The organism is Streptomyces sp. NPDC096339 (assembly GCF_044762985.1).
GTDB lineage: Bacteria > Actinomycetota > Actinomycetes > Streptomycetales > Streptomycetaceae > Streptomyces.
The window spans coordinates 49,329-68,526 of the sequence record NZ_JBIWFI010000016.1; the positions used below are offsets into that span (position 1 = coordinate 49,329).

General features: G+C 71.1%; 17 protein-coding genes and 1 pseudogene. 7 read left to right on the forward strand and 11 right to left on the reverse strand.

Translation table 11 applies throughout. The features are described 5' to 3' along the window. Complete coding sequence (locus tag ACIQ5Y_RS21185) at positions 1–912, reverse strand: SDR family oxidoreductase (protein ID WP_403882391.1); 912 nt, start codon at positions 910–912, stop codon at positions 1–3. Positions 913–1,079: 167 nt separating this feature from the next. Between ACIQ5Y_RS21185 and ACIQ5Y_RS21190 the strand changes: the two genes are divergently transcribed. After that, complete coding sequence (locus ACIQ5Y_RS21190; RefSeq protein WP_403882393.1) at positions 1,080–1,493, forward strand: MarR family winged helix-turn-helix transcriptional regulator; 414 nt, start codon at positions 1,080–1,082, stop codon at positions 1,491–1,493. A 97-nt stretch (positions 1,494–1,590) separates the two neighbouring features. Here ACIQ5Y_RS21190 and ACIQ5Y_RS21195 read toward each other — a convergent pair whose 3' ends face one another. Genes ACIQ5Y_RS21195 through ACIQ5Y_RS21215 form a run of 5 tightly spaced genes read right to left on the reverse strand, consistent with a single transcriptional unit; the run spans position 1,591 to position 6,830 of the window. Continuing rightward, positions 1,591–2,391 (reverse strand): ABC transporter ATP-binding protein, encoded by an 801-nt coding sequence (locus tag ACIQ5Y_RS21195; protein WP_403882396.1) that lies wholly within the window; start codon positions 2,389–2,391, stop codon positions 1,591–1,593. Further along, positions 2,388–3,371: an ABC transporter ATP-binding protein gene (locus ACIQ5Y_RS21200; protein ID WP_403882399.1), complete on the reverse strand. Its 984-nt coding sequence runs from the start codon at positions 3,369–3,371 to the stop codon at positions 2,388–2,390. The genes ACIQ5Y_RS21195 and ACIQ5Y_RS21200 overlap by 4 nt, the downstream gene beginning before the upstream one ends. Before the next feature lie 5 nt (positions 3,372–3,376). Continuing rightward, positions 3,377–4,246, reverse strand: a complete 870-nt coding sequence (locus ACIQ5Y_RS21205; RefSeq protein ID WP_403882401.1) for an ABC transporter permease — start codon at positions 4,244–4,246, stop codon at positions 3,377–3,379. Then, positions 4,243–5,196 (reverse strand): ABC transporter permease, encoded by a 954-nt coding sequence (locus tag ACIQ5Y_RS21210; protein ID WP_403882404.1) that lies wholly within the window; start codon positions 5,194–5,196, stop codon positions 4,243–4,245. Before ACIQ5Y_RS21210 ends, ACIQ5Y_RS21205 begins: the two co-directional genes overlap by 4 nt. Next, the gene (locus ACIQ5Y_RS21215; RefSeq protein ID WP_403882407.1) at positions 5,193–6,830 is read right to left on the reverse strand and encodes an ABC transporter substrate-binding protein; all 1,638 of its coding nucleotides are present in this window, start codon (positions 6,828–6,830) and stop codon (positions 5,193–5,195) included. The genes ACIQ5Y_RS21210 and ACIQ5Y_RS21215 overlap by 4 nt, the downstream gene beginning before the upstream one ends. Positions 6,831–6,970: 140 nt before the next feature. On the opposite strand from ACIQ5Y_RS21215, the gene ACIQ5Y_RS21220 reads away from it, so the two are divergent. Next, entirely contained in the window at positions 6,971–8,080 is a 1,110-nt protein-coding gene (locus ACIQ5Y_RS21220) for a LacI family DNA-binding transcriptional regulator (protein WP_403882410.1), read from the forward strand. Here the strand turns inward: ACIQ5Y_RS21220 and ACIQ5Y_RS21225 are convergent. Next, positions 8,047–9,681, reverse strand: a complete 1,635-nt coding sequence (locus tag ACIQ5Y_RS21225) for an amidohydrolase (RefSeq protein ID WP_403882413.1) — start codon at positions 9,679–9,681, stop codon at positions 8,047–8,049. The genes ACIQ5Y_RS21220 and ACIQ5Y_RS21225 overlap by 34 nt on opposite strands. Before the next feature lie 177 nt (positions 9,682–9,858). Here ACIQ5Y_RS21225 and ACIQ5Y_RS21230 point away from each other — a divergent pair, with 177 nt between their 5' ends. Beyond that, a complete protein-coding gene (locus ACIQ5Y_RS21230; RefSeq protein ID WP_403882415.1) occupies positions 9,859–10,566 on the forward strand; it encodes a TetR/AcrR family transcriptional regulator in 708 nt (235 codons plus the stop codon). Between the two features lie 139 nt (positions 10,567–10,705). Beyond that, the gene (locus ACIQ5Y_RS21235; RefSeq protein WP_403882418.1) at positions 10,706–12,094 is read left to right on the forward strand and encodes an NAD(P)/FAD-dependent oxidoreductase; all 1,389 of its coding nucleotides are present in this window, start codon (positions 10,706–10,708) and stop codon (positions 12,092–12,094) included. A 266-nt stretch (positions 12,095–12,360) separates the two neighbouring features. Here the strand turns inward: ACIQ5Y_RS21235 and ACIQ5Y_RS21240 are convergent, their stop codons facing one another. Next, positions 12,361–12,486, reverse strand: coding sequence for a hypothetical protein (locus ACIQ5Y_RS21240; protein ID WP_403882421.1), 126 nt, complete (start codon positions 12,484–12,486; stop codon positions 12,361–12,363). Positions 12,487–12,672: 186 nt separating this feature from the next. Between ACIQ5Y_RS21240 and ACIQ5Y_RS21245 the strand changes: the two genes are divergently transcribed. Next, on the forward strand, positions 12,673–14,865 hold the full coding sequence (locus tag ACIQ5Y_RS21245; protein WP_403882424.1) for a tetratricopeptide repeat protein: 2,193 nt from the start codon (positions 12,673–12,675) through the stop codon (positions 14,863–14,865). A gap of 39 nt (positions 14,866–14,904) precedes the next feature. Here ACIQ5Y_RS21245 and ACIQ5Y_RS21250 read toward each other — a convergent pair. Together ACIQ5Y_RS21250 and ACIQ5Y_RS21255 are read right to left on the reverse strand one after the other, a co-directional pair. After that, a pseudogene (locus tag ACIQ5Y_RS21250) lies at positions 14,905–15,096 on the reverse strand (CorA family divalent cation transporter); the annotation flags it as partial. Between the two features lie 381 nt (positions 15,097–15,477). Beyond that, positions 15,478–15,999 (reverse strand): NUDIX hydrolase, encoded by a 522-nt coding sequence (locus tag ACIQ5Y_RS21255; protein WP_403882427.1) that lies wholly within the window; start codon positions 15,997–15,999, stop codon positions 15,478–15,480. A 205-nt stretch (positions 16,000–16,204) separates the two neighbouring features. Here ACIQ5Y_RS21255 and ACIQ5Y_RS21260 point away from each other — a divergent pair, with 205 nt between their 5' ends. Next, positions 16,205–16,414, forward strand: a complete 210-nt coding sequence (locus tag ACIQ5Y_RS21260) for a hypothetical protein (RefSeq protein WP_403882430.1) — start codon at positions 16,205–16,207, stop codon at positions 16,412–16,414. Positions 16,415–16,832: 418 nt separating this feature from the next. After that, positions 16,833–17,474, forward strand: a complete 642-nt coding sequence (locus tag ACIQ5Y_RS21265; RefSeq protein ID WP_403882433.1) for a hypothetical protein — start codon at positions 16,833–16,835, stop codon at positions 17,472–17,474. Between the two features lie 95 nt (positions 17,475–17,569). On the opposite strand, the gene ACIQ5Y_RS21270 is transcribed toward ACIQ5Y_RS21265, so the two are convergent. Further along, a complete protein-coding gene (locus ACIQ5Y_RS21270; RefSeq protein WP_403882436.1) occupies positions 17,570–19,183 on the reverse strand; it encodes a DUF2637 domain-containing protein in 1,614 nt (537 codons plus the stop codon). Positions 19,184–19,198: the final 15 nt, after the last annotated feature.

Sequence of the window (19,198 nt, forward strand, 5' to 3'; positions counted from 1 at the left end):
TCACGCCTCCGGGGCCTGGGGCGCGGGGATGCCGTAGGTCTCGGGCTCGGCTCCGACGCCGGCCGGCCACTCGGCGGCGATGGCGTCGGCGCTCCAGCCGCCCTCGGCGAAGGCGACCGCCTTCTCCTTGGGGTGTGCCCACAGGGCCAGCCGGTCGCCGCCGATGCCGATCGCCTGCCCCGTGACTCCGTCGGAGTCGTCCGAGGCCAGGAAGGTGATCAGTGCGGCGACGTCCTCGACGGTGCCGAGGCCCTCGTCCTTGCGCAGCCAGGCGGGCAGTGCCTCGCCGGTGCGCTCGGACTCCTCGATGGCCGGGGCGAAGGCCGGGATGGTCCTGGTCATCTCGGTGGCGGCGACGGGGACGACGGCGTTGACGGTGATGCCGGCGCGGCCCAGCTCCATGGCCCAGGTGCGGGCCATGGCGACGATGCCCGCCTTGGCGGCGGCGTAGTTGGTCTGGCCGAAGTTGCCGCGCTGCCCGGCGGGGGAGGAGATGAGGACGAGCCGGCCTCCGGTGCCCTGCTCGCGCATGCGGACCGCGGCCGCGCGGGCGCAGGTGAAGGTGCCGCGGAGGTGGACGCGGACGACGTCGTCGAAGTCGTCGTCGGTCATCTTCCACAGCACGCGGTCGCGGAGGACGCCGGCGTTGGTGACGAGGACGTCCAGGCGGCCGAACTCCTCGACCGCCGTGTCGACCAGCCGCTGGGCCGACTCGCTGTCGCCCACCGCCGCGACGACGCCGGCGGCCGTGCCGCCCTCGGACGTGATCGAGGCGACGGCGGCGTCGACGGCGACCTTGTCGACGTCGTTGACGACGACGGCGGCACCGGCGGCGGCGAGCGCCTGGGCGTAGGCGAGCCCGAGGCCGCGTCCGCTGCCGGTGACGACGGCGACTTTCCCGTGGAGGTCCATGGCGGGTCCTTCGTGTGAGCGTGGGCGGGCTGTCGAGAGCGGGGCGCGCGGCCGGGCTCGATCGACAGGAATCCTGATGAATGACAGTCTCATCAATCAACAGGATTCCTGTCAATGCCCTAGGCTGTACCCGCCGGTCCCCGGCCGACATCCACAGGAGGAAGAACGTGACCACCTCGCTGCTCTACCTGGTCAAGCGGACGGAGCTGGCGGTACGCGCCCGCCTCGACGAGCTGGTCAGACCCGCGGGCATCACCGCGCTGCAGTACACCGCCCTCACCGTCCTGGGACGGCACGACGGCATCTCGGCCGCCCAGCTCGCCCGTGACTCGTTCGTCACCGCGCAGACCATGGCCGACATGGTCCGCACCCTGGAGGGCCGCGGCCTGATCCGCCGCGAGCCCAACCCGGACAACCGCCGGGAGCGCCTCATCCTGCTGACCGACGCGGGCAGGGGACTCCTCGACGAGTACGCCGGACCCGCCCGCGCGCTCGAAGAACGCATGGTCGCCGACCTCACCCCCGTGGAGGTCGCCGCCTTCCGGCAGGCCCTGCACCGCACCTGGCGGTCCCTCGGCTAGGCCGTCTCTCGGCGCCCGGCCGCGGCGTCGGACCCGTCGCCGACGCCCGGCCGCCCCAGGCCACCGCGCCGGGCCCCGCGCCCGCCCCGTCCGGCGCTCAGCCGGCCCCGCCGAGCACGCGTCCGCGTCTCGGTACGGAGTTCAGCAGCAGCCGGGTGTACGAGTGTTCCGGCGCGTCGAGGACCCGGTCCACGGGGCCCGACTCCATCACCGCGCCCGCCTTGAGGACCAGTACCTCGTCCGCCACGTGCCGTACGACCGCCAGGTCATGGGTCACGAACAGATAGCCGATCCCCGCCGTACGCCGGATCTCGCGCAGCAGGTCGAGGATCTGGGCCTGGATCGACACGTCGAGCGCGGCGACCGCCTCGTCCAGGACCAGCACCCGGGGCTCCACCGCGAGGGCCCGCGCGATCGCCACGCGCTGGCGCTGTCCCCCGGACAGCCCGCGCGGCAGGGCCTGCGCCTCGCGGGCCCCGAGTCCGACCTGGTCGAGGAGTTCGCCGACGCGCGCCGTGCGCGCGGCCGTGTCCAGACCGGTGTGCAGGCGCAGTACCTCGTCCAGGCAGCCGCGCACCGTCACCCTGGGGTCGAGGGAGAGATAGGGGTCCTGGAAGACCATCTGGATCTCCCGTGCCCTGGCGAGCCGCTCGGCGCGACCCCGGGCGCGGGCCGAGCGGTCCCGGCCGTCGAGGCGGACCGTGCCGCCGTCCGCGCGTTCCAGGCCCACGAGCATCCGCACCGTGGTCGTCTTCCCGCTGCCGGACTCGCCGACGATCGCGAGCGAACCGCCCGGCGGCAGGGTGAACGACACCCCGTCGACCGCCGTGTGCCGGCCGTACCGCTTGCGCAGCCCGTCGACCACCAGGCCCTTCGTCACAGTGTCCGTGTCCGTCACAGTGTGAGTCCTTCCTCGGCGCGCAGGCACGCGGCCAGCCCCTCGCCGTGCGGTGCCAGCTCGGGCTTCTCCTGCGTGCAGCGCGCCACCGCGTGCGGGCAGCGGGCGGCGAATGAGCAGCCGGGCGGGGCCTCGACGAGCGAGACCGGGCGGCCCGGGATGGGCCGGGGCGCGGGCGCTCCCGCCTCGATGCGCGGGGTGCAGCCGAGGAGTCCCGCCGTGTACGGGTGGCGCGGGCGGTCGAACAGCTCGTCGGTGGACCGGGTCTCCACGATCCGGCCCGCGTACATCACGTACACCCGGTCGCAGATCTCCGACGCCAGCTCCAGGTCGTGGGTGACGAAGAGCATTCCGGTGCCGCGCTCGGCCCGCAGCCGGGCCAGGATCGCCATCACCTCGGCCTGGGTGGTGACGTCGAGCGCGGTGGTCGGTTCGTCGGCGAGCAGCAGGGCCGGCTCGGCGGCGAGGGCGGCGGCGATGACGACCCGCTGGAGCATGCCGCCGGAGAACTGGTGCGGGTAGCGGCGCAGCGCGCCGCGCGGATCGCGGATGCCGACGGCGTCGAGGAGTTCCTCGGCCCGCGCGGCGGCCCGGTCGGCGGGGGCGCCGGAGGCGCGCAGCCCCTCGGTGAGGAAGTCGCCCACCCTGCGCAGCGGATTGACGGAGGCGCGCGGGTCCTGGAAGACCATGGCGACCTCGCGGGCCCGCAGGGTGGTCAGTTCCTTCGGGGGCATGGTCAGCACGTCCCGTCCGGAGACCCGGACCTGTCCGCTGGTGCGGGCGCCCGGGGGCAGCAGTCCGAGGACGCTGCGGCAGGCGACGGACTTGCCGGAGCCCGACTCGCCGACGAGGCCGACGGTCTCCCCGGGCCGTACCGTCAGGCTCACCCCGTCCAGGACGGGCCGGGCGGCCCGGTCGTCCGGGAGGCGTATGCCGAGCCCGTCGATCTCCAGGACGGGCGTGGTCGACGTCGTGTTCATGGCGTTCACTTCTCTCGCCGCGCGATCCGGTCGGCGAGCCCCTCGCCGACGATTCCGAAGGCAACGACCGCGAGCACGATGCATGCGGACGGGGCGAGCGCCGGGAGCATCGCGCCCTGGAGGACGGCCCCCTGGCCCTCGTTGATCATGGCGCCCCAGTCGGCGGTCGGCGGCTGGACGCCGAAGCCGAGGAAGGACAGGGCCGCCAGGTCCATGAGCGCGTACCCGAAGTTCATCGCGGACTGGGCGAAGACGGTCGGCGCGATGTTCGGCAGCAGGTGGCGCACGCAGACCGTCCAGCCGGACCAGCCCTGCACCACGTACGCCTCGATGTACGGCCGTTCCTTCTCCTGCCGGGCGATGCCCCGTACCAGCCGGCCCACGTAGGGGGTGTAGGCGACGGACATGGCGATCACGGGTGCGGTCATGCCGGGCCCGGCGACGGCGACGAGCAGGATCGCGAGCATGAGGCCGGGGATGGCGAAGACGAGGTCCATCGAGCGGGAAAGGACCGCGTCCGCCCAGCCGCCCCGCCAGGCCGCGACCACACCGAGCAGCATGCCGAGCAGGGTGGAGACGCCGACGACGAGCAGCGGTCCGAGGAGACCGGTGCGGGCGCCGTGCAGCAGCCGGGACAGGATGTCCCGCCCCGACTGGTCGGTGCCCAGGAGGTGGTCCGCGGTGGTGCCGGCGAGGCTCGCGGAGAGGTCGACCGCCTCGGGGTCGTACGGGGCGATGACGGGTGCGAACACGGCGACGAGCACGAGGACGGCGAGCACCGCGACCGAGACCGCGAACAAGGGGCCCTGGCCGAGGACGCGCAGTCCGCGCAGGCCCGGCCTGCGGTACGGCGCCGTGGTGAGGGTGGTCGTCATGAGGAGCCTTCCCCGGGGGAGAGACGGGGGTCGATGAGCGGGGCGAGCAGGTCGACGGCCAGGTTGACGAGGACGAAGGCCGCCACGCTGAGCAGGGTGACCGCCTGGACCACGGCGAAGTCCTGCGCCGTGACCGACTGCACGAGCAGCGAGCCGAGCCCGGGCACGTCGAAGGCGGTCTCCACGATCGAGGTGCTGATGAGCAGGCCGGCGAGCATGGTGCCGCCGACGGTGACGACCGGGCCGAGCGCGTTGCGCAGCACGTGGCGGCGGACCACCGTGCGGCCGGCGACGCCCCGGGCGCGGGCCACCTCGACGTGCTCGCGGCCGAGTTCGTCGAGCATCGCGGAGCGGGTGACCCGGGCCAGCAGCCCCGCGAAGGTCAGGGCGAGGGCGAAGGCCGGGAGGGTGAGCTGGTGGAGCCGGGCGCCGAGACCCTCCGCGGCGCCGCCGCCGGGGCCCGGGAACCAGCCGAGCCGGACCGAGAAGAGCGAGACCAGCACGATCGCGGTGACGAAGGACGGGGTGGCGGTGGCCACGCCCGTGCCGATGAGCACCGTCCGGTCGAGCAGGCCGGGGCGCAGCGCCGCGAGAATGCCGGCGCTCACCCCGAGGACGGCGACGAGCACGGCCGCGTAGCCGACGAGGAGTGCCGTGCCGGGCAGCCGGGAGCCGAGGAGGGCGGTGACGTCCTGGTGGTACTGGGCGGACCGCCCGAGGTCGCCACTGAGGACTCCGCCGAGCCACTTGCCGTACTGGATCACCAGGGGGTCGTCCAGGTGGTACTCGGCGCGCAGGGCGGCCACGGCCTCGGGGGTGGCGGGGCGGCCGTGCAGCAGGAAGGTCACGGGGTCGCCGGGAGCCAGGTGGATCGTGCCGAAGACCACGACCGAGGTCAGGAACAGCACGACCGCCAGGCCCAGGAGCCGTCCGAGGAGGAAACGGGTCATGACTGCGCGGCCCCGATCGTCGCAGCCCACGGGTAGTAGAGCTGGACGATGCCGGTGGGGGCGCCCGTGATCCGCTTGCCGAGGAAGACCGAGTACGGCGCCTCGTACACGGGAATGACGGGCAGCTCGCGCAGGGCGATCTCCTGGAGCTTCGCGGTCAGCTCGGCGCGCTTGCCGGGGTCCGGCTCGGAGTTGGCCCGGTCGAAGGCGGCGTCGAACTCGGCGTCGGACCACTTGCCGTAGTTCCCGAAGTCGCCGGTGTGCAGGTACTGGTAGAACTCCAGCGGGTCCGGCGTGTTGTCGTAGCCGTTGGTGATGACCAGGTCGAGCCCCTCGCGGGCCGCCGGGTCGACGAAGATGCTGCTGTACGCGTCGGGCGCGACGGGCTTGAGCTTGACGTCGAGGCCGATCTGCCGGCCGGCCGCCTGCACCGCGTTGGCGACAACGCTGATCTCGGGCGCGAGGGAACTGGTCACCAAGGTGACCGTGCGGCCGCTCGCGCCGGCCTCCTGGACCAGCTTCTTGGCGGCCTCGATGTCGTACACCGGCTCGGGCAGCGTGTCGTACAGGGCGGCGGTCTTCTCCGGGGAGAGCGCCCAGGCACCGCGTGCGGCGGGGGCCTTGGCGGGTACACCGACGCCGCCGGCGGCGGCCTTGATGATGTTCTTCCGGTCGAGGGCCATGGACAGGGCCTTGCGGACCTTCAGGTCGCCGAGCGGGCCCTTGAAGTCGAGGACGGCGAGGTTCGCGGCGGCGGTGTTGGGGCCGAAGAGGACCGAGCCCTTCCCGCTGTTCTGCAGCTGGGCGAGGGAGGAGGAAGGAACCATGTAGCCGCCGTCGGCGGCGGCGGACAGGAAGGCGTTGGCGCGGGCGGAGGCGTCCTCGACGAAGGTGAACTTCACGGAGGCGGACTTCGGGACGAGCTTCTCGTCCCAGTACGCGGCGTTCCTGCGGAGCGTGATGCTGTCGCCCTGGGCCCACTTCTCCAGGGAGAAGGGGCCGGTGCAGTTCAGGGCGCCCTTGGGAGTGCCGTAGTCCGCGCCCGCCTTGGCCAGGGACGCGGCGCTCACGACGGTTCCGGGAGAGGCGGCCAGGAGTTCGTGGAACAGGACGTCGGGCTTGCCGAGGCGGATCGTCACCTCCAGCGGACCGGTCTTCTCCACGGACTCGACGTTCTTGAAGGCGGAGCCCCAGGGGGAGGCGGTGGCCGGGTCCATCTGGCGCGTGAGGGAGGCGACGACGTCGTCCGCGGTCATCGTGGTGCCGTCGTGGAACTTCACGCCGGGCCGCAGGGTGTAGACGAGGGTGCGCGGGTCGGGCTGGGCCCACTTGACGGCGAGGCCGGGCTCGATCTTCAGGTCGGGGGTGACCCGCAGCAACTGCTCGCAGACGTTGGCGAGCACGGTGTTCGGCGGGTAGTCGTACGCGAGGGCGTAGTCGAGGGTGTACGGCTCGGCGTACAGCGACCAGGTGAAGGAGTCGAGGTCGCCCTTGGCGGGCGGGGAAGTCGGGGTGACGTTGAAGCCGGCGCCGCCGGTGGCGCCGGTCTGGGGCCGGGTGGCTCCGGAGCAGGCGGTGAGGGAGGCCGCGAGCGCGGCGGTACAGGCGAAGACGATGATTCCGGGCATGCGCATGCAGACCCACCCCTTTACGGGTGTTGTGACGGGCACGGGGGATGGAGCGAGTATTGATGCGGGAACGTTCCCGCACAAGACTTCGGCCGGGTTTGCGGGAACGGTTTTGCAGAGCTCGGGAGGATGGCAGCATCGGTCCCATGACCGAAGCTTCAGGGCCCGGCGGGCAGCCCTCGCCGCCCACCCCGCGCGTCCGTCTCGTCGACGTCGCCCGCGAGGCGGGCCTGTCCAAGACCAGTGTGTCGGCGGCGCTCAACGGCACCGGCAGGCTCTCCCCCGAGGTACGGGAGAGGGCCCGCGAGACAGCGCGCAGAATGGGCTACCGCCCCGACGCCACCGCGCGCCGGCTGCGCGCGGGACGGGCCCGGCTGATCGGATACGTGGTGGGCGAGCTGGCCGACGCCCCCTGGACCTTCCTGGAGTCGCCGTACTTCGCCCGGCTCACCGGGGCCACCGCCGCCAGCGCGCTCGGACGCGGCTACGCGCTGGTGCTGCTGCCCGCCGGATCGCTGCAGAGCGAGTGGTCCGCGCTGCCCCTCGACGCCGTGGTCGTGGCCGACCCCGTCGCCGACGACCGGATCATCGAGGACCTGATCGCCGCCCACATCCCGGTCTTCAGCGACCGGTCCGTGGAAGGCCGGCCGGAAGCCCACTGGGTGGACGTCGACGCGACCGCCGCCGTCCACCGGACCCTGGACCACTTCCTGGCCCAGGGAGCCCGGCGGCCCGCGATGGTCGTCCCCGAAAGCACCACCCGCTTCCACGGGGAGGTGCTCGCGGCCCACCACGACTGGTGCGTGGCGCACGGACTGCCGGAGCTGGCCGTCCGGGCCGCCGAGCCGGGCAACGGGCCGGTCGTCCGGGCCGTCGAGACCGCCCTGACGACCGGTCCAGATCGCCCCGACGCCTTGTTCGTCGTCGCCGAGGCCAGCCCGCCGCTCGTCCTGGACGCGGCCCGCCGCCACGGCTACGACGTGCCCGGCGACCTCCTCGTCGCCTGTGTCAGCGAGGACGAGACCGCCGTCCACACCGAACCGCCGGTGACCACGCTCAGCCTGCGCCCCGACGCGGTGGCCGAGGCCGGGATCGAACTGCTCGTGGCCGTACTGGAGCACGGGCGGCGGGAGGCGGGCGGGACGCTCGTACCGGTCCGCCTCGACGTCCGCGCCTCCTCGGTACGGCCGCCTCGGGTTCAGCGGCCGGGCCCGACGCCTCCTCAGCCGCCGTGCACGAGCTCGCCGCCCACGTAGGTCCGCTCCACCCGCGCTTCGGCGATCTCCTCCGGGGGCGCGGCCAGGATGTCCCGGTCGAGCACCACGAGGTCGGCCAGGTGGCCGGGGAGGAGGCTGCCGGCGTCGTCGAACCCGTTCACGTGCGCGGAACCGGCGGTGTAGGCGGCGATGGCAGAAAGGAGGTCGATGCGCTGTTCCGGCAGGAACACCCGGTCGTCGCCGGCCTCCGGATCCCGGCGGTTCACGGCGACGTGGAGGCCCGCGAGCGGGTCCGGGCTGGAGACGGGCCAGTCGCTGCCCGCCACCAGAGTGGCGCCCGCCCGCAGCAGACTCCCGAAGGGGTACTGCCAGGCGGCGCGCTCCGGACCCAGGAACGGAATGGTCAGCGTGTCCATCTGGGGCTCGTGCGCCGCCCACAGCGGCTGGATGTTCGCGAGGGCGCCGAGCGCCGCGAACCGGGGCAGGTCATCGGGGTGGACGACCTGGAGGTGGGCCAGGTGGTGCCGGTTGCCGCGCCGCCCGTTGACGGCCGCGGCCGCCTCGATCGCGTCGAGCGCCTCCCGCACGGCCCGGTCGCCGAGCGCGTGGAAGTGGACCTGGAAGTCGAGGGCGTCGAGCTCCGTCACGTAACCGCGCAGGGCGTCCGGGTCGACGAAGCTGAGACCGCTGTTCGCGGTGGCGCAGCCGCAGCCGTCCAGGTACGGAGTGGTCAGCGCGGCCGTGAAGTTCTCCGCGATGCCGTCCTGCATGATCTTCACGGACCCGGCCCGGAACCGTCCGTACGTCAGTTCCTTCCGGCGTCCCACCAGCTCGGGAATCTGCTCGGCACCACGCTCTCGGTCCCACCACAGCGCGCCGGTCACCCGGGCGGTCAGCGAACCGTCCTGCGCCGCGGCCAGATAGGCGGACGAAGGGTCCGCCATGCCGTTGAAGTCGCCGAGCAGCGCGTCCTGCCAGCCGGTGATGCCGAGCGAGTGCAGCAGCTTCTGCGCCCGCAGCAGACCCGCGAGCCGCTCCCCGGGAGTCCTGGGCGGCACGAGTCGTGCGACGAGTGCCGTGGCACCCTCCTGCAGCATCCCGCTGGGGAAGCCGTCCGCCTCCCGCTCCATCCGCCCGTCGGCCGGATCAGGGGTGGCGGCGGTGAGGCCCGCGAGTTCGAGGGCCCGGGTGTTGGCCCAGGCCCCGTGGTGGTCCCGGTTCGCGAGCAGCACCGGGCGGTCCGGCACCACGGAGTCCAGCAACTGGCGGGTCGGCAGTCCGCCCGCGAAGCTCTCCATCGACCAGCCGCCACCGGTGATCCACTCGCGCTCGGGGTGCGTCTGCGCGTACGCCCGGATCCGCTCCAGGTACACGTCGACGTCGACGGCCTCGGACAGATCGCACTCGGCCAGCTCGGCGCCCCCGCCCACCGCGTGGATGTGGGCGTCCTGGAAGCCGGGCAGCAGCAGCCTGCCCGCGAGGTCCACCACCTCTGTGCGGGGCCCGATCAGCTCCCGCACCTCGTCATGGCCGACGGCGGCGATCCGCGCCCCCGTCACCGCGAGCGACGTCGCCCGGGTACGGGCCGGATCCATGGTGAGGACGGGTCCTCCGGTGAAGACCAGATCGGCGTGAGGCATGCGGTGGCTCCCCTGCTGAGTGTGCGCCGGGCGGCTACGGGTGACGGGTCACGGACGGCGGGTCACGGGTGACGGACGCCATGGACGACGGGTCACGGACGGCGGGTCACGGGTGACGGACGCCATGGAAGCCCCACATCGTTTACACGTCAATGGTGTTGACGTAAGGTTCCGGCCATGTCCGAACGCGTGGTCCCCGAAGGCGACCGACGGCGCCGCCGCCCCACCCGGGAGGGCTCCGTCCTCTCCGAGCGCCTGATCATCGAGACCGCCCTGCGTCTCGTCGAACAGCACGGCGCGAAAGCGCTCTCGGTACGCAGGCTCGGGACCGCGCTCGGTGCCGACCCCACGGCCCTCTACCGCTACTTCCGCAACACCGACGCCCTGCTCCTCGCCCTCGCGGACGAGGTCATCGGCCGCGCCCAGGAGGGCTGGACGGCCACCGGCGAGTGGCGCGCCGATCTCCGCGCGATGGGCCTGCGCATCCACGCCGCGTACCTCGCCCAGCCCCAGGCCGCGCTGCTCGCAGCCCACCGCACCACGGGCCGTCCGCACGAGACCCGGGCCGTCGAGACGATCCTCGCCATCCTCCGCGGCGGCGGCTTCCCCGATGCCCTGGCGGTGCGGATCTACCACGCCTTCGTCGACCAGGCGCTCGCCTTCGCCGCCCAGGACGCCGCCGCGGCGGCCCTGCCTCCGTTGGCCGCGGCTGCCGACGCCGAGGTCTGGCACGCCGCGTACGGCCGTCTCCCCGCCGACACCCACCCGAACGTCGCGGCGACGTTCCCCCTCCTGGCCGCCGACATGCGCGACAGCGGCTACCCCTTCGCCCTGGAACTGACCCTCACGGGTGCGGCCGCGCTGCACCCGGACGCGGGGCGGTAGACGCCCGGCAGGCGGCTTGATGGCCCCGACGGGGCCTTATGTCAACACCATTGACCTTGTAGCCCCCCACCAGTTCTCATGACGGCACCCCGGAAGGGCCCCCTCGCGCGGGCTCCTCCGCCACCCGAAGGAAGCCGCCATGGACCCCCTCCTCTCGCTCCGGGACGCCGATCCGACCCCGTTCTGGCTCGACGACCCACGCCGTCCCGGGCCCACCCCCGCCCTCGTCGGCGGCGCCACCTGCGACCTGCTGGTCGTCGGCGGCGGATACACCGGCCTGTGGACCGCCCTGGTCGCCAAGGAGCGCGACCCCTCCGCCGATGTCGTCCTCATCGAGGCCGACGAGGCCGGCGGCGCCGCCTCCGGCCGCAACGGGGGCTTCTGCGAGTCGAGCCTCACCCACGGACTCGCCAACGGGCTCGCCCGCTGGCCCGACGAGATCGGCGTCCTCGAACGCCTCGGCCGCGAGAACCTCCGAGCCATGGAGGACACCTTCGCCCGCCACTCCATCGACTGCGACTGGGAACGCACCGGCTCCCTCGTCGTCGCCACCGAGCCCCACCAGGTCGCCTGGCTCGCCGAGGAGGCCGAGACCGCCGCCCGGTACGGCGCCACCACCACCCTCCTCGACGCCGACGCGGTCCGCGCCGAGATCGACTCCCCGACCTTCCTCGGCGCCGTCTGGAACAAGAGCGACACCGCCATGGTCAACCCGGCCCGGCTCGCCTGGGGCCTCAAACGGGCCTGCCTCGACCTCGGCGTCCGCATCCACGAGCACACCCCCGCGCTCTCCCTCGACGAGCACGGGGCCGTCGTCTCCGTCCGCACCCCCTACGGACGCGTCACCGCCGGCCGGGTCGCGCTCGCCACCAACGCGTACCCCTCCCTGGTCCGCCGCCACCGCCTCTACACCGTCCCCGTGTACGACTACGCGCTCATGACCGAGCCGCTCGACGAGCGCCGGCTCGCCGCGGTCGGCTGGCACAACCGGCAGGGCTGGGCGGACCCCGCCAACTCCTTCCACTACGTACGGATCTCCGCCGACAACCGCATCCTGTGGGGCGGCTACGACGTGGTGCACCAGCGCCGTGTCAGTCCCGATCACGACCGGCGCCCCGAGACGTACGCGACGCTCGCGCGGCACTTCTTCCGTACCTTCCCGCAGTTGGAGGGCATCCGCTTCAGCCACGCGTGGGGCGGCGCCATCGACACCAGCACCCGCTTCTGCGTCTTCTTCGACACCAGCCACCGCGGCAAGGTGGCCTACGCCGCCGGCTTCACCGGCCTCGGAGTCGGTGCCACCCGCTTCGGCGCCGAAGTGATGTTGGACCTGCTGGCCGGCGAGTACACCGAACGCACCGCCCTCGACCTCGTACGCCGCAAGCCGCTGCCCTTCCCACCCGACCCCATCCGTTCCCTCGGCATCGGCATCACCCAGCGCTCCCTGGCCCGCGCCGACCGCAACGAGGGCCGCCGCGACCTGTGGCTGCGAACCCTCGACCGCCTCGGTCTCGGCTTCGGCAGCTGACCACGCCTCACCGTTCGGGCGGTATCCGCCGCCCCGCAAGGGGACCTGCACGAGTACCGCCATTCCTCCGCACTCCCTGCCCCTGAGGTCGGATCCAGGCGGGCCCCAAGACGGCTTCCCGTCAGGTGAGTTCCGTAACCCGGGGCTCGCGCCACCCCGCCGTTCGATGACCAGTCGGGCGAGCCGGTCCAGGAGCAGCATCACCAGGGCGTTCGTGGCGCCGAGCTCGTCGAGGCTGACCCACTGGCCTTGGTTGTGATCCGAGCTCACCCCTCATCTCCGTTGCAGTCGTCGGTGGGAGTGGAGTAGTGAGCGTGGCGGCTGCCCATCGCGATAGTGAACACAGAGGCGAGGATGGTGAGCACGTCGGCGGCGGCAGAGAGGATGTCCATGAGGTGCGTCTGTCTCCCTTGATGGGTGGACCGCGATGTTGCGGTGCGGTTCAGATCGTGAGAGCGAGATGAGTTGTGCGGACCGTGCGGACCGAACATCGCAGGTAGATTCCACACAAGTTGGTGGTTGTTCCGAATGGGCCGAACGTGGCAGAACCGAGGATCAGCTCGGACAGGGGTGGGCAGGTGGCGGGGAAGAAGACGGGCCGCAAGTGGGGTGAGCTGAGGCCGGAGAACGTGGAGGCCAGGCAGCTTGCGCTGTTCTTGCGTGCGCGGGTGGATGAGTCTGGCAAGACACTGAGGATGCTCGCTCCGGAAGTCGGCAATGCAGAGTCGGTGATCAGCACCTACCTGGGTGGGAAGATCCCCACCCGGCGGTTCGTAACGGCGCTGATCGCAGCCACGGTGCCGGCCCAGTTACGGGAGAAGCGCCAGGCTGAGGCCGCCGATCTGTTGGCGGCCGCGCTTCATCCGCCGCGTCGCCCGGAGCGCCTGGGTGGCAGGGGTGAAGCGGTGGGAAACCTTGTGGATGTCGCCACGGCTCAGGCTCAGCATCTTGAGACGTACGCGCACCTGACCCGTGCGCTCGAGCAGCAGAACGAGCTGCGGCAAGCGGCGGCAAACTCCGAGAAGCTCGTATTGGTCCTGCATGGGATGATCGGCAGTCTCCAAGAGCGAGTCACCCGTCTCACTGACCAGCGCGATCGCTTGGACAAGGGAACCGAAGCCGTCGAGCGCAAGCTTGCGAGGGCGCTCGGGCAGCAGCATCGCGCCGAAAGCGAGCTTGGACGGGCCCGGGAGAAGCAGCGTCAGGCTGAGGAACTAGCTGCCCGTCTCCAGGAGAAGATCGACCGCCTCGCCGGCGAACTCGATCGGCTGCGCGCCGGCAAAGGTCCTGCGGGGCGCATCTCGGACTCTGCTGTACTGGCTGCCGGGGGGCTGGCAGGAAGCGAGGATTCTGACGGCGACGACATCGATGCTGCGCTCGCCCGGGCTGAAGCCGTCAATGACAGTGGTGGCCTCACACTTGAACGCATCTCCGACGAACTTGCCGACGAGGATGACGTTGCCGTTGCTTCGAGCCGTCCGGCGATCGTCTCACACGACACGGATGTCCCCGGCTCCCTCACTGCGCGCCACCATCGTGCCAACCAGATCGGGGAGGCTGGTGAGGCAGGGACTGCCCGGGATCTGCTCGTCGACGTGGTGGCCGACTGTACCCGAGTCCTGGGTCCTGATGACCTGACCACCCTGACCGCTCGTCATCACCACGCCTACTGGACTGGGGAGGCTGGTGAGGCAGGGACTGCCCGGGATCTGCTCGCCGACGTGGTGGCCGACTGCACCCGAGTCCTGGGTCCCGACAACCCCGGCACTCTCAGCGCTCGCGACCACCATGCCGTTCGGACTGGGGAGGCTGGTGAGACAGGAACTGCCTGGGATCTGCTCGCCGACGTGGTGGCCGACTGCACCCGAGTCCTGGGTCCCGATGACCCGACCACCCTGACCGCTCGCCAGCACCATGCCAACCAGACGGGCGAGACTGGTAACGCAGGAGCCGCCCGGGACCTGCTCGCCGATTTGATCGCTGATCGCTCCCGAGTCCTGGGTTCCGAGCACTCGGACACTCTTGCCGCCCGCCATCATCATGCCGATTGGGTAGGGGAGGTAGGTGATGCAGCGGTTGCCAGGGACCTCCTTGTCGATATCGTCGCCGATCGCTCACGAATCCTCGGTCCCAATGACTCTGCCACCCTTACATCCCGCCATCACCATGCCTATTGGACGGGCGAGGCCGGCGATGCGAGCGATGCCCGGGACCTTCTCGTCGATGTGATCGCCTGTCGCTCCCGTGTCTTGGGTCCCGATGATCCGGCCACGCTGATCGCTCGCCAGGACCACGCCAATCGGACGGGCGAGGCTGGTGACGCAGGAACTGCTCGGAGTCTGCTCGGTGACGTCGTAGCCGACTACACCCGGGTCTTGGGCCCGGAGCACCCCAGCACCCTTACCGCCCGGCATGGCCAAGCCTGTTGGACGGGCGAGGCCGGTGATGCGGGAATCGCTCGTGACCTCCTGCTTGCTGTCGTAGTGGACCGCTCCAGGATCCTGGGCCAGGACCACCCAGACACTGTCAGTGCTCGCCGCCATCACGCCTATTGGATCGCGATCGCCGGGACGACGGCCACCACTGGTGGCTTGGAACCCAACGGGCTTACCCGACGTCGATGGATCTGGTCCCCGATCACCTCGTGGCAGGCCAGACGGCTTGCCCGTTTGACGGGCGTCGACAGGAACGCTGCCTGGGTCAAGCTCCGTGTCACCACTCATCCCGAGGAAGCCGTTCTGGCTCAGTGGGTTGAGGAGCATCGGCGTTAAGAGGATGGCGGTCCGGCACCGACATGGTCACCCCGCCGGCTACAGCCAGTCGCGCTTCTTGAAGATGACGTACAGGCTGACGCAGACCACGGCCATCAGTAGGATTGCGAAGGGGTAGCCGGCCGCCCAGTGGAGTTCCGGCATGACCTCGAAGTTCATGCCGTAGATCGTTCCCACCAACGTGGGTGCAAACAAGATGGCGGCCCACGAGGAGATCTTCTTGAAGTCGTCACCCACACACCGCTGACCTGCGGAAATTGCCTACGCAGGAGGGTCTGACCCGCAGCGATCGACCTTTCTGAGTCTTTCACCCTGCTGCCCATTTATGCGGCCGCTTCCCCCCCCCGTCGCCCCCTAACGAGGCCTCATTCCCCCCAGATTCCCCCAGCAGAGGCAGTCCCTGGCGGCGGATTGCCGCTGGCGGGGACCGTGATCCCGGCGGCAGGGAGGGCTACGCAACGTCGGAATAGAGAACGGTACGACCTGGCGATCGCGGACGTCCATGCGTATCTCCGAGTCCGTTGAATGAGGAGGCTGTGGTGTCTGGGGCCGATGAGTCTGAGCGACCTGTTGCTGCCGCTGTTGTGGCGCACAAGGGGTGGCTGCTGCCGATCACTCGGCTGCCGGCTCCCTCGCACCGTTTCCGAATCCGGACTCCAGGTATTGACGCAGAGCTTCCCGCCCTCCCGGAACGAAGCGCCATTCATCAACGACTTCGCGCAGCTCGGCCACTGTCATCCAGTCCTGCCAGCCGATCTCACCTGAGTCCGGGATCAGTGCCTCCGGCACGACGGCCTCATGCACCCCGAGCCAGATGGGGCTAATCCCTTTCCGGCAAAGGAACTTGAACAGGAAGTGCACCGGCACACGAACACCCAGCTCTTCGGACAGCTCCCGGGCCGCTGCTTCCTCATACGACTCGCCCACGTCCACGGCGCCGCCGACCATCACGTCGTAGTAGCCCGGAAACCGGGGATGCGTCTCGGACCGCCGCAGCACCAAGATCCGTCCCGTTCGATCACGGCAGATCGTCGTTGCGATGCGATGCGGCCAGCCTTCACGCTCCGCCTCGCCTCGCTCGACGACACCCAACACACGGTCGCACTCATCGACATGCTCAACCAGTTCACTCACGGAGGCACAATCTCACCACCCGCTGACAACGCGACCCTGGGGTTGCTCGCCCTGCTTCGACAAGCCAGCCGTCTGCTCGGGCTGCCGCCAGCAGCGGCGCGTCGTCAGCCGGGACCGCCACGGCGACCCTCGTTGCGCGAAGTGCCCGGACACAACCGGCGATCCACTCGCCGAACTCACCAGACTCGTCACCACCGTCGATCCTGTGCTGACCGCCGACGCTGTTCGATCAGCCCTCGAACGCGCCACCGTCCGAACGGCTGGCCGGCGACGTCTGGCCTGGGCAGTCATCGCCCAGCCCGACCTGCTGACCGGTGCCGGCTACGAAGCCCCGACCCCCGCCATCCTGCGGTTCATCAGCGAACTCGTCCAAGCCGGGGCCACGACGGTGGTCAATCCTGCCTGCTTCCGCTGACAGGAGGTTAAGGCACTGTCGAAGCTGCTGGACGGCAAACGGGTCTGCCGCAACTGCTTCGCCCGCAACTCGGCCGTGCCCTGCATCCGCTGTGGAGCCGTCCGCGAGCCCGCCGCCCGGGATGCCGAGGGACACCCGCTCTGCCCCGACCGCCTCGTCAGTGACCCCGTCAACCTGGAGGAATGCCGCGGCTGCGGGCGCCGCCAGAAAGTCGCCGTCCGCCTTCCCGACGGACCCCGTTGCGCCACCTGCCGGCCAAGGACCGCCACCCAGTGCGGCATCCGTGGACGGATAGCGGTCTGTGAGGTTTCCCGAGTCACGGGCGAACTCTGGTGCAACCGGTGCCAGCTGCGGTGGACGCCCTGCAGCAGCTGCGGCACCGTCGACCACGACCGCGGCGGCACCCTGGGACGCGCCTTTGTGCGCGAAGTACACCAACCCGGATCCGGACTTCTGGGGCCGCTGCCCGGTCTGCCGCACCACGTGGCAGCTCGGCACCCGCCCCTGCCAGCGATGCGCCCTCGACCAGTTGGTACGCGACCTCCTTGGCGGCGACACCGGCACGATCCGGGAGGACCTCGTCCCTCTCTACGAGGCGTTGTCCGGAGCTGAACGCCCCACCAGCACCATGTTCTGGCTATCCGGCTCGAAGGTCAGCACCCTGCTCCGGCAGATCGGCCGCGACGAACGACCCGTTACCCACGAAACGCTCGACGAGCTGCCCGCGGGCAAGGTTCTCGCACATCTCCACAGCGGCATGGTCGCCATCGGAGCCCTGACGGCCCGCGACGAACGCCTCATCGCCCTGGAGAGCTGGATCACCGCGAGAGTCCAGGCCCGCACGGACACCACCGAACGCCGGATCCTGCACGGATACGCAAGCTGGCATCACCTGCGGCGACTCCGACGACGCCTCGGCAAGGAACACACCACCCATCTCCAAGCCCTGAACATCCGCCGCCACGTCACCGCAGCGGCCAACTTCCTCGGCTGGCTGACCGGCAACGGCTTGACGCTCGGTGACTGCACGCTGGGCATGGCGCTCCAGGCCAGCTCGTGAGCCAGCTCGCCTTTCCCGGGCCTCGTGTGTCGACAGAGGCCACCCCGCCCCGGCCGACACTATGTCTCCTCGAGGAGCGGGGCAGGCCGAGAGGGTCAGGCCGCCGACTGGGCGGTGATGCGTTCGGTGTACTGGTCGAGGCTGGACCAGTCCAGGTCGAGGTATGCCGCGCCCTCCTTTTCCAGGATCGGCCCGTACCGCTTCTCCAGCCGCCTGTACTCGTTGCTGCCTGAGTTCGGGTTCTTGTAGCCGGCCCAGGTGGCCAGGTCGGCCTTGTTCAGAGGCAGCCCCGCGATGTGGTGGGCCACGTAGATCCGTTCGGCGAGCTGGCGCGGTCCCTCGTTCTTGGGCAGGGAGGACAGGTCGATGTGCCGGCGGGACTGCTCATGAACCTCATGGCCGCCTGTCCCGGGTGCCAACTGGTCGTAGCGAGTGTCGGGCTCCCCGTGCTCGACACTGCCGTCTGCCGATGTGTCACCGTCGTTGGACCGTGCCTGGCTGTCAGGCGACGCGCTGTCAGCCGAGGGTTCCACCACGGCCTCGTCCCGAGCAGCCGCGCCGTCGCCTCCGGTGCCCTGCTGGGCTTCCCCTGCGAGAACCTCGGGCTCTTCGACATCCACCGGAACCGCTTCCCCTTCCGTCGCGGCCTCGGATCCACCCGGGGGTTGGTCGGCCACGGGCGGCACGACCGCGCGCTCTCCCTTCCCGCCTGCGGGCCTACCGGATCCGGCTGGTCTGGCGACAGGCTCAGCGGGCACCGGCACCGGCACCGGCGTGGGGGCGGGTACGCGGGCCGGGACGCGGGCCGCCTTCGGTCGGGTGGCATCCGTGGCGGGCGGCCGGGACCCAGGGTGCGCGGAACTCGCCGCCGCACCCTTCTCGTCCGTGCCCACTGCCTGCTTCGGGACGGATCCGACGGCGGCCGGGCGCTGCGCGGGGTCGGCCTTCTCCCGCGCCACACCGGCTACCGCTGCGAGGGGTGTGGCCGCCTCCGGGAGGGCACGAAGGGAGCCGACGACGCGTACGTTGTCGATTGTTGCGAGGAGCTCGGCGCGCCACGCCCTCCACATCCGTACAGGAGAGCCGATGGGCCAGGGCAGCCAGAGCAGCAGGCTGTAGGCCCGTTCCCGGTCGGCTTTGCGCCGTTTCTGCCGGCCCATGATGACCTGCTCGATCTTGAAGAGCAGCATCTCGAGCAGCACCGCGTAGACCAGCGGCGGGACCACGGCGAGGAAGGCTCCTCCGGGGCCCGACTCGGGGGCGTGCAGGAGGTTCATCTGCGCCGACGTGGCGACGAATCCGAACAGCAGGATCCGGGTGAGCGCGGAAGAACGCAGGGTCAGGGCCTCGAAGAACCGGATCAGGCTGAGGCTCAGCGCGCCGGCGTCCAGCAGCATCGCGAACGCGGTGGCCGCGTCCCAGTTCCCGCCGTTGTGGGTGTGGGCGTACTCTCGCTGCGCTCCGAAGCTGAGCCATGCGGCGATGCCCGCGAGGACGAACATCATCAGGCAGCCCACCGCGAGGGCGATCACGGCCAGGCGGCGCTGCAAGGAGTGGCGGCGCTGGAGCGCGAGCTGGGTGCGTTCCTCGGCCGTGGCGCCCTGCTCGCTGCGGCGGCGCCGCTGGCCGATCACCATGCCCGTGGCGACGACGGCGCCGATCCCCGCCACCGCGAGGCCGGCAGGCACTGCCCACTTCGACAGGTCCATCACCGGCCCCCTTCC